This window comes from Candidatus Avelusimicrobium stercoris (assembly GCF_002437085.1).
Taxonomy (GTDB): Bacteria; Elusimicrobiota; Elusimicrobia; order Elusimicrobiales; family Elusimicrobiaceae; genus Avelusimicrobium; species Avelusimicrobium stercoris.
The window spans coordinates 79,424-89,410 of the sequence record NZ_DJOA01000027.1; the positions used below are offsets into that span (position 1 = coordinate 79,424).

The window sequence follows — 9,987 nt, forward strand, 5'->3', positions numbered from 1 at the left end:
AGACAAGAATGTTCGCAAAATTAGTAGGTTGGCTTAAACCTTTGCCGGACGGAACACCTATTTCCGACGAGGCACAGATTAAGCGTTTGTACCGTAACTGGCGTATTAAGATGTTCTTCGGCATGTACTTTGGTTATGCCTTGTTTTATTTCACCCGCAAAAATTTGGATTATGTAAAACCTGCGCTGAGCCAAAACTTTGGCTTGGACGTAATTCAGTTGGGGTATATCGGCACGACGATTTATCTTACCTATGGTATTGGTAAATTTTTAAGTGGCGTGCTGGCGGACCGCTGCAACATCCGCGGCGTAATGGCCTTGGGGTTGTTTGTATCTTCGCTTATTAACTTGGCGTTCCCCTTCTTGCCGCAATTCCAAACCTTCTTGGGCAATATGGGCATTACCTTGCCGCTCGTAGCCTTGGCTGCGTTTGCCTGGGGCTTGAACGGTGTGGCGCAGTCTATGGGGTTTCCTCCGGTAGCCAAAGGCTTGGTGTACTGGTTCTCCCCCTCTGAAAGAGCGACCAAATGGACGCTGTGGTCTTCTTCCCACACGTTCGGCGCGTTCTTTGTGGGCGTGTTGATTTCTTACCTGCTCAAATTGGATATGTGGAAAATGGCCTTCATCGTACCTGCTTTTATGGGTATTTGTTACAGCATTTTCTTAATGTTCTTCTTGACCGATAAACCCACCACTGTGGGCTTGCCTCCTATTGAAGTTTACAGAAACGACGTGATGCCCGTGAAGGAAAAGAGCACTCTTTCCCACTGGGAAATCCTCAAAAAACACGTTCTTAAAAACCCGTTCCTCTGGGCCTTGGCCATTTCGTACATCTTTATTTACTATGTACGCTTTGCCACGTTGGACTGGGGTACGATGTTCTTAACGCAAGAACGCGGTTTTACGCCCGACGGCGCCGTGTCCGCTATGAAGTGGATGCCTTTCTTGGGTATGCCGGGCGGCATTGTGGCTGGTTACTTGGCTGATAAATTCTTCCAGGGCCGCTGCACCCAAATGAACATTATTTACTTGGTCATCTTGGCTGCCAGTTGCTGGGGCTTTTATTGCGTGGCCGGTACGGACCAGTTCTTCTGGACGTCCTTGCTTGCTTCGTTCATCGGCTTCTTTGTGGACGGCCCGCAGAACCTCGCGGGTGGTGTACAGGCGTCCCGCGTAACCGTACAGGAATCCGTTTCCGCCGCATGCGGCTTTACGGGTATGTTCGGTTACTTCGGTGCTATGCTGTCCAGCACTGGGGCTGCGTACATCAGCAAGAGTTTCGGCTGGAAAGGCGTGTACTTCTCCTGCATTATTGCGTGTATCATCGCAATGGGCTTTATTGCCACCACTTGGAAGAAGGAAGCCTCCTCTATTGCTGCTGAAAATAATAAATAACATTTACTGTTATTCTTAGTTAAAAACCCCTGGGACTAATCCTAGGGGTTTTTTGCGTATAGCGGTTCTTCCTGTAAATTATCTAAAAGGGTTTCTTGGCTACTAAAAAAGGCCACGCCTAAAACAAGCCTCCATTATAAAGAATGTGCCTTTCTTTGCGCAAAAACGCCCATTAGCACGGCATTTAGGTGCTATCCACCCATGCTGCGGCCGTTTAGTGCGTTTAATTTTCCTAACGAGATTTACTATCCAGGCGGTTTTTAGGCAAAAAATACGCCGCCCGGGAGTGGGCGGCGTATCAATCAACCAATATAATTAATTAGATGTTCATAACGTAGAGCATATTGGTTGTACCGGCTTTACCAAACGGAATACCGGCGGTTATTACTACATTGTCGCCTTCTTTGGCTAAACCTTGGGCGAGGACGGCTTTTTTGGCTTCGCGCGTCATATCGTCAAAGTTCTTCAAATTGTCAATGACAATCGGCGTTACGCCCCATACCACAGCCAACTGGCGGGCGGTGGTTACGTTCGGCGTAAGGGCCAAAATCGGCAAGCCGCCGGCGCGTTGTTGGGAAGCACGCAAGGTGGTGGAACCGGAATCGGTAAATGTTACAATTACGTTGGCCGTATCCAAGTTGGTGGCCACAATGCCGGCACCCGTGGTGATGGCGCCTTCTTTGGTGGAATCATTTTTGCGTTCCAACAAGGAAAGGCCTTTGCGGTAACGGTGGTCTTTTTCTACGGTTTCAATAATGCGGCGCATCGTGGTAACGGCTTCCACAGGGTGTTCGCCTTGGGCGGTTTCGGCGGAGAGCATTACTGCGTCCACACCGTCGTAAACGGCGGTAGCCACGTCGGAGGCTTCGGCGCGGGTGGGCATAATATTGTGAATCATAGATTCCAACATCTGCGTAGCAATGATGACCGGTTTGCCCGCTTTGCGGCAGCCGGAAACAATTTTCTTCTGCAAGACTGGGACGAGTTCGGGGCTGGTTTCAACACCCAGGTCGCCGCGGGCAACCATTACAACGTCGGTCAAGTCAATAATTTCGCGCAAGTGTTCAATGGCGGAGGGCTTTTCAATTTTGGAAATGATGTGCGCTTTGGATTTCATCAAACTGCGCAATTCAATCAAGTCTTCCGGTTCCTGAACGAAGGACAAACCGATGAAATCGGCGCCCAACATTTCGGCGATTTTCAAATCTTCTTTATCTTTGGCGGTCAGCGCGGAAAGCGGCAATTTTACGCCGGGTACGTTTACGCCTTTTTTGTTGGAAAGTTCGCCGCCCGCAATAACGGTGCAGTCGGCGGTATCAGCGGTGTGGGCATCCACACGCAAGCGGACTACGCCGTCGTTAAGCAAAAGTTCCAGGCCGTCTTTCATAGCGGCAAAAATTTCTTTGTGGGGCAGGCAAACGCGGGTCTGATCCCCGGGTTCCGGGTTCATATCCAAGCGGAATTTGTCGCCTTCCTTCAAGTGGATGCGGTAATCTTTAAACGTGCCAACGCGGAGTTTCGGGCCTTGCAAGTCAAACAAGATACCCAAGGTGCAGTTGTATTTCTTTTCCATCTTGCGGATGTTGGTTACTCTTTCCTGGTATTCAGGCAACGAACCGTGGCTGCAATTGCAGCGGAACACGGAAACGCCGGCTTTTACCAAGGCTTCAATGGATTTTTCATCGCTGGTGTCGGGACCGATGGTCGCGACGATTTTGCAAAAGTCAGTATTTTTCGGCATAATCTTAATTTTATTTCCTCTATCTAACTATATGAGAGGGGCAAATCCCCTTCTGTTATTATTTTATTATTTTTGGAGCGTGTTGTCATAGGTTTATTGTACTAGAAAATTGAAAACGCCCTTTAAATTCGCTAAAATATACCGTATGGATACGTCTTTGCAGCCTAAAAAAGATTATTTTCCCCCGATGCACACCGCCGAACATATCTTGAACCAGACGATGGTCCGCCTGTTCGGCTGCGAGCGGAGTTTAACCAACCATATTGAAAAGAATAAATCCAAGTGCGATTATTTCTTGCCGTCGGCTCCGACGGAGGAACAGTTGCGCGAGGTGGAAGATATGGTAAACGACGTGATTGCCGGGCAACTGCCCGTAACCGCCGAGGAACTCCCCCGCGAGGTGGCGGAAAAAAGTGTGGATTTATCCCGCTTGCCGCCCGAAGCCGGGAACACCGTGCGCTTGGTGCGCGTGGGTGGGTATGACGTGTGCCCCTGCATTGGCAAGCACGTTACAAATACCCGCGAAATCGGGCATTTTAAAATAATCAGTTGGTCTTATCAAGACGGCAAATTGCGTATCCGCTACAAACTAGAAGATTAATCCCCAGGAGAATTATGAAACTTTTGCAAAAAGCATTACTGCTGGTTGCCTTGGTGTCCTTTTGCGGCGTTTTGCACGCGCAGGACGGCAAACGGGGCTGGCAGATTGAACTAAAAAAAATCGCCCTTGACGTAACTTCCACCGAAGTAAAACACGCCCAGGAATATAAGGACTTTTCCGACGCACGCTTGAACGGCGACTCCCAAACCGCCGTGCGCGGCAACTTGGACGCTATTTCCGATTACCACGCCGAACATTACTTGTGGACCAACGAACTGTTAATGGACTACGGCCGCACGAAAATCCGCCCCGTGGAAGGCGAAACCTTAACCAACGAAAACGCCGACAAAATTTTGTTCACCACGGGTTACACCCAACGCTTGTGGAAGGTGGAAAACTTTTTGGGCGGTTTTGAAGCGGGCCCGTTTGCTAACTTGGGCTACGAAACCGAATTTACCAAGCCCGACAATGCCCCCCGCACCCGCATTTTGCGCGGTACGGCCGGCGTAAAAATGTTTGAAGGCAAATACTTAAAGAGTTTGTTTGCCGCGGTGGTGGGCGAGCGCGATTTTACTTACAGTCCCAATTCCACCAAATTGGCTTGGGAAGCAGGGTTTAAAATTGAGCAGCCGGTGCGTGAGGGCGTAACTGCCAAATACTCCGCTCTGTTTCGCGATTATTTAAGCGAATCCGAAACGCGCCAGACCGACTTAGATTATGAATTTACCGCGGATGCGCGTTTGGAAGTGGAACTCTACAAAAACTTATATTTGGCTCCGTTTATCAGTTATTACACGGCGCAGGCCAAATATTTTGGCACCCGCGGCGAAAATATTTATGTGGGCGTGTCGTTATCGTTTAGCCACATTTTTAAAGAAGCCAAATAAGCGGTAAATTGACCCATAAAAAACCCCGGTCATCAGCCGGGGCTTTTTTTACATATCTCTTGTTGTTAGCGGAGGAAGCCGCCGCTGTCAAATTGGTTGGTCCAACTGGTATGCGGGCGGGTGGTACCTGCATTGATTTTTTCCACGATTTGGCTCAGCGATTCCGGGCCGTATTCCCCGTGGATATAGACATCCAAAATGTCCGACGCCGGGATATCTTCGTACGAATAATAAATGGTCTTGGTGGAGTTCAACTTGGGATCTTTGCCAAGTTCCATTGTCGGTTTGCGTTTGACAACAAACACCACACCAATTCCATCTTTTTTATATCCGCTTTGAAAGATATAGTGGCTGGCTTCGTTGTACGAAGAGGACAAACTAACCGCCGCCCCCCTTTCATCGGTTCCCGTATTCCAAGTGGAATCCTTGGGCGAAAAGCCTTTCTTTAAAATAGCCGTTAATTCTTCCGGCGTGATAATCATCCCACGGTAAAGTACTTTGTCGGATTCTTTGTCCGGTTGATAAATTCGTTCCGGTCTGCTTCTGTATGGGTCAATACGGCGCATATAAAAACCCTCAATATAGTTTTGCGGCAAATGATAGGAAGCCAATAATTCCGCACGGTATTTTTGCACCTCATCAATCCACACCTGCTGCGGGGTAATACCGGCGGCGCGCTGTTGGGCTGATTTCACTTGGAGTTCTTTTGCCTTTTGGTTTACTGCCACTTTTAATTGGGTAACTGGCAATTGGATTACCTTAGCCTTAAATTGCGGATTATTATAAGGTATTTTTACTTTAATGCCCGGTACTGCGCCTTTGGGAAGGGTACCCACGGGCAATTTGAAGACCTTCATTTTAGTAGGCTTTACAGGAAACCTCTGCGCCTGAACATAAGGCGCGGTAGCCGCACAAAGAAGCGTAGCGAGAAGTATATTTATGTATTTCATTTTGTTTTATCCTTTTGTTTTGAGTACATTTTCTAAAAAAACAAAACCCCGAACTTTTTTTAATAGTCCGGGGGGTGAAAAAATAAAAACTACAATTACAATACTGATGGTTCCGGACTTAAACTATTTTTAATAATAATGGTAAATAGGTTTACCATACAAAATAGATTGAATAGACCAGAAGCGAAAACGGCCGTCTTCTTTTCAGAAGCGGAAATGGAAACAGAAATCATAGTCCAAAGGTTTTTGCTTTTCATAGATACAAATAGTGTATATTATTTTTGAAAAAAATGCAATACTTTTTTTATTTTTTTGCAAGTTTATTTTTGACGCGTGAAAATTTGCGTCTCTTCTCCGTCGGCAGACGGCACCAATTTGGCTGCCGTCAACTCTTTAATATTATACGTCAAACTAACCCCATAAGCGACTTTTTGCACAAAAAAAGAGGGCCCCCTTGCGGGAACCCTCTCTTGTAGCAAATAAGATTATTTGTTTACGGAAGCCATATGGGCGATCAAATCAAGCACTTTGTTGGAGTAGCCGATTTCGTTATCGTACCAAGATACGACTTTCACAAACGTGTCGGTCAAAGCGATACCGGCTTTGGCGTCAAAGATAGACGTAAGCGGGCAGCCCAAGAAGTCGGAAGACACGACGGATTCGTCGGTGTAACCCAAAATACCTTTGAGTTCGCCTTCGGAGGCTTCCTTCATCGCTTTGCAGATTTCTTCGTAGGAGGCCGGTTTAGCCAAGTTTACGGTAAGGTCAACCACGGACACGTCCAAGGTCGGCACGCGCATAGACATACCGGTCAATTTGCCGTTAAGTTCAGGAATTACTTTACCTACGGCTTTGGCAGCGCCGGTAGAAGACGGGATGATGTTGCCGGAAGCGGCACGACCGCCTCTCCAATCCTTCATAGAAGGACCGTCAACCGTTTTCTGGGTGGCGGTGGTGGAGTGTACGGTGGTCATCAAACCTTCTTTAATACCGAACTTGTCGTTCAAAACTTTGGCGATAGGAGCCAAGCAGTTCGTGGTGCAGGAAGCGTTGGAAACGAATTGGGTACCTTTTTTGTAGGTCTTTTCGTTTACGCCGACTACGAACATCGGGGTAGCATCTTTGGACGGAGCAGACATTACCACATATTTGGCGCCGGCTTTAATGTGGGCCTGCGCTTTTTCCTGGGTAAGGAACAAACCGGTGGATTCTACTACATATTCGGCACCCACTTTATCCCAAGCCAATTCTTCGGGGTTTTTGCAAGCGGTTACGCGAATTCTTTTGCCGTTGACGATGAGTTCGGATTTTTCAACGTCCGCTTCCACGGTACCGTTAAATTTGCCGTGCATCGTATCGTATTTGAGCATATAAGCCAAATAGTCAACCGGGCACAAGTCGTTGATGCCTACGATTTCAATATCTTTGCGTTCTTGCGCCGCGCGGAATACGAAGCGACCGATGCGGCCAAAACCGTTAATACCAACTTTAATCATACTGTTTACACCCTCCATAGATTTTTTACTTCTGTAAATATTTTACTATTTTTTGAGCCGTTCGTGTACCCCGTTAAATAGGGTTAGTCAAGCGGCACGTCAATTTTGGTATCTCTTCTCGTAGCGGGATTATATACCGATTGGCGTTTTTTAATTAATTTCTGTTCCTTCAAATCGTACACGTATGTCGTTTTAATGCTGTGGTCGGAACTGGTGCGCCCTTCAATAAGCGCCTGCCCGTCTTTGTCCCACAGGGCGCGGCGCGTGGTTAATTGCAAATAGCGGCTCTCGGGCTTATCTTCAATCGCCTTTTTAATTTTGCTGTATGAAAATTTGCTTTCAAACGTCAGGTTTTTAATGGCTTTTTTGTTTTCGTCCAGCAAGGAGCCCGCCGTCAGGTATTCGTCAATATCCATATCAAAAATGGGCTTATCGTCAAAATAAAAGGGAATTTTGGCAACGCCGTTGTTGTGATAGGCTTCCACCAATTTATAAAGATAATGTGCGTGCGTGGCGTAGGCAACATCTTGTGCGGGGTCTTCCGCGTGGTGTACACTGCCCGTATGGATGCCCACCAGTTCGCCCTTGTCATTTAACACGGCGCTTCCGCACAGGCCGGGACGTTTTTCAGCCGGCATAGAAATCGTCGTGCGGATAGAAATCGGCGTTACCCCCACAACCTGGCGTTCTGGGATGGCGGCAGCGGAGGAGTGCGTAAAGCCCTTGGAAAGCAGATTATCCTGCAAATAGGGCGCACCCTCACTAATAGAATAAGGGGCTAACAGTGGCTCAATATCCGCCGGAAATTTGACTAGCGCCATATCCAGCATACTCTTAGGCGAATAGGCCACCACTTCTACGGTTGCCTCGTGCGGCAAGCCGTTTTTATAGACAATGGCGGTAAAGGTTTTGTGCAGGGCGTCTTTTTCGCCGGACGACATAGCGATTGCGTGCGTGGCGATAACGCCATAAACTTCGTTCTTCCCGTTATAGGGAATAGAAACTACGGTGCCGGAAAAAATGTTCGTGCCGTTTAAACTGGCCGCGGCCTTGCCCGATTCCACCGCCTGAAAGATATAGGCGTCTTTCGGGATGACTTCGGTAGCCAGAATATTTTTAAGGCGCAGGTTTTCCTGCTCTAACTGTTGAAGTTTGGAGAGAGCCTGCTGTAATTGGGCCTTGCTGGAAACCCCAGAAACATTAGCCGGAACCGTCGGCGCAACGCGGGGCAAAGCCGGGGTGGACGGTACAACCGGGGCCGTAGGAAAAGCAACCGCCGAGGGAATTTTTACCTTAGTTGGCAAGGCGGCAGAAGGCAAGCGGCTGACGGCTTTTGCCGAGGCCTTAGACACTTGGGTTGCGGCGCGGGCCCCGCGGCTAACCGTTGGTACCTGTGCCTCCGCCGAAGCGGGCACCAACACAGACAGTAAAAACGCCAAAGTTAAAAAGGTATATTTTTTCATACTTATATTTTAACACTTGCGCCCGGCGCTAACAAGGGCCAAAGGGCCTATTTCGCCTTGGGTCCATAATACTTTTTTATGCCTTGTATTAGGCTCGCAAAGGAAAAATCCCGCATCAAATGCACCAGTAGCACCAGGCTGATTACAGGCCGCAAAAAGGAGCCCAAATTCATCACAAAATCAAAGTACGAATATAAGAAACAATGGCTAATCAGGTTCATCGGCACGAACAAAAGAGCAAGCAGGAAAACCGTTAAATTATCGGCTTTTTCTTGCGGGTCTTTTAAAAGGAACAGCGTGGGCAGAGCCAGTTGGATAAGGGTATAATCATACGATACAAACGGCAAAAACACTTCGCTAAGCGTTAGCAGCAGGGCGGCGCGCGCCAAACGGCGGTTTATAAACAGCGTATAGGCGCTGGTAACCGCAAAAAAGCCCAGGGCAAACACCGCATAATAGGGCATCGTGTGGCGGGAAAACCACAGCAAGGCTTCCCAACTTTCGGGCGAACCCTGGACTTGCGTCAGCAGAAATACGGGCACCCGGATTAGATTAAAAAACGAGTGGGAAAACTGCAACCCCAAAGGCATTAATTGGTGCCAAAGATTGAACCCGGCAAACCCGGAGGAGTCAAAACCAAATCCGCTTGCCCACCCTACCGCCAGCAGAACGCCGCTAAAAAGCACCGTCCCAGCCAGTTCCTTATAGCGTTTATCCGCCATAAAAAGCACAAGGAAGACGGCGGGATAAAGTTTCATATTGATTGCCAGGGCGAGCAGCAGGGCCGCCACCCAAAAGCGTTTGGCTTGGTAGCACAGCAGAAAAGCGGCGCAAACGGCAAATAAAAGGATTTCCGTATTGGCGCGGTCCAGCGCAAAGAGAAGCGGAAAGGAACACAGCGTAAAAATGGCGGCGGCGGACCATTTTTGTTTGAGAAACGAAAACGCCCAGGAGGCAAGGCAAAAATAGAGCGCGGATCCCCCCACTAGCATTGTATAGAGCGAGACTTTTTCCGGCAAGAATTTAAGCCCTTGTAATGCCCATACAAAGAACGGGAAATAATTGCCGTTCTGCTCGCCGAGGGCGATTTGCAAGGTGTCGTAAAAATCGTTAAAGCGGTAACGCGGGTCAAACAGAAAGGTAACATACGGGTAATACGCGCGGTGCAAAAGCAAATTTACCGTGCAAACCGCAAGGGCGAGAATCATCCCGGCCAGAAGTACCAGGCAAAAGCGTTTCACCCGTGTTTCCGGCGTAATTTCTTTTAGCCAAAACTCCCTAATATTAGTCCACATATTAAATGATGGTATTTTCTTCCATTTCTTTGCGGTCTAGGAAGGGATACATATCCTCCAAGGACGGGCTAATCATCGTGCCGTCAGGCAGTTTGCGCGTGGAAAGTTTCGGCGCAAAGGTATAATTTTCGGTGCAGACCACTTCGCACACCACGGGGCC

8 protein-coding genes are annotated in these 9,987 nt (G+C 48.3%); 3 read left to right on the plus strand and 5 right to left on the minus strand.

Annotation, left to right across the window (positions count from 1 at the left end):
* The first annotated feature begins 8 nt into the window (after positions 1-8).
* On the plus strand, positions 9-1,394 hold the full coding sequence (locus B2118_RS04485; protein ID WP_428053563.1) for an MFS transporter: 1,386 nt from the start codon (positions 9-11) through the stop codon (positions 1,392-1,394).
* 319 nt (positions 1,395-1,713) lie between these two features.
* Here B2118_RS04485 and pyk read toward each other — a convergent pair whose 3' ends face one another.
* Positions 1,714-3,135 (minus strand): pyruvate kinase, encoded by a 1,422-nt coding sequence (pyk, locus tag B2118_RS04490; protein ID WP_428053565.1) that lies wholly within the window; start codon positions 3,133-3,135, stop codon positions 1,714-1,716.
* 145 nt (positions 3,136-3,280) lie between these two features.
* Between pyk and B2118_RS04495 the strand changes: the two genes are divergently transcribed.
* Both B2118_RS04495 and B2118_RS04500 read left to right on the plus strand, forming a co-directional pair.
* Complete coding sequence (locus B2118_RS04495) at positions 3,281-3,736, plus strand: hypothetical protein (RefSeq protein ID WP_428053567.1); 456 nt, start codon at positions 3,281-3,283, stop codon at positions 3,734-3,736.
* 14 nt (positions 3,737-3,750) lie between these two features.
* A complete protein-coding gene (locus B2118_RS04500) occupies positions 3,751-4,623 on the plus strand; it encodes a hypothetical protein (RefSeq protein ID WP_428053569.1) in 873 nt (290 codons plus the stop codon).
* Between the two features lie 65 nt (positions 4,624-4,688).
* On the opposite strand, the gene B2118_RS04505 is transcribed toward B2118_RS04500, so the two are convergent.
* The 4 genes from B2118_RS04505 to B2118_RS04520 all read right to left on the minus strand — a co-directional run bounded on the left by B2118_RS04505 (position 4,689) and on the right by B2118_RS04520 (position 9,827).
* Complete coding sequence (locus B2118_RS04505) at positions 4,689-5,573, minus strand: hypothetical protein (protein ID WP_428053571.1); 885 nt, start codon at positions 5,571-5,573, stop codon at positions 4,689-4,691.
* Between the two features lie 485 nt (positions 5,574-6,058).
* Positions 6,059-7,069: a type I glyceraldehyde-3-phosphate dehydrogenase gene (gene gap, locus B2118_RS04510; protein WP_428053573.1), complete on the minus strand. Its 1,011-nt coding sequence runs from the start codon at positions 7,067-7,069 to the stop codon at positions 6,059-6,061.
* Positions 7,070-7,152: 83 nt separating this feature from the next.
* Entirely contained in the window at positions 7,153-8,532 is a 1,380-nt protein-coding gene (locus B2118_RS04515; protein ID WP_428053575.1) for a hypothetical protein, read from the minus strand.
* A gap of 47 nt (positions 8,533-8,579) precedes the next feature.
* Positions 8,580-9,827 carry a glycosyltransferase family 87 protein gene (locus tag B2118_RS04520; RefSeq protein WP_428053577.1) on the minus strand — a complete coding sequence of 416 codons (1,248 nt, stop codon included), beginning with the start codon at positions 9,825-9,827 and terminating at the stop codon, positions 8,580-8,582.
* Positions 9,828-9,987 lie beyond the last annotated feature (160 nt).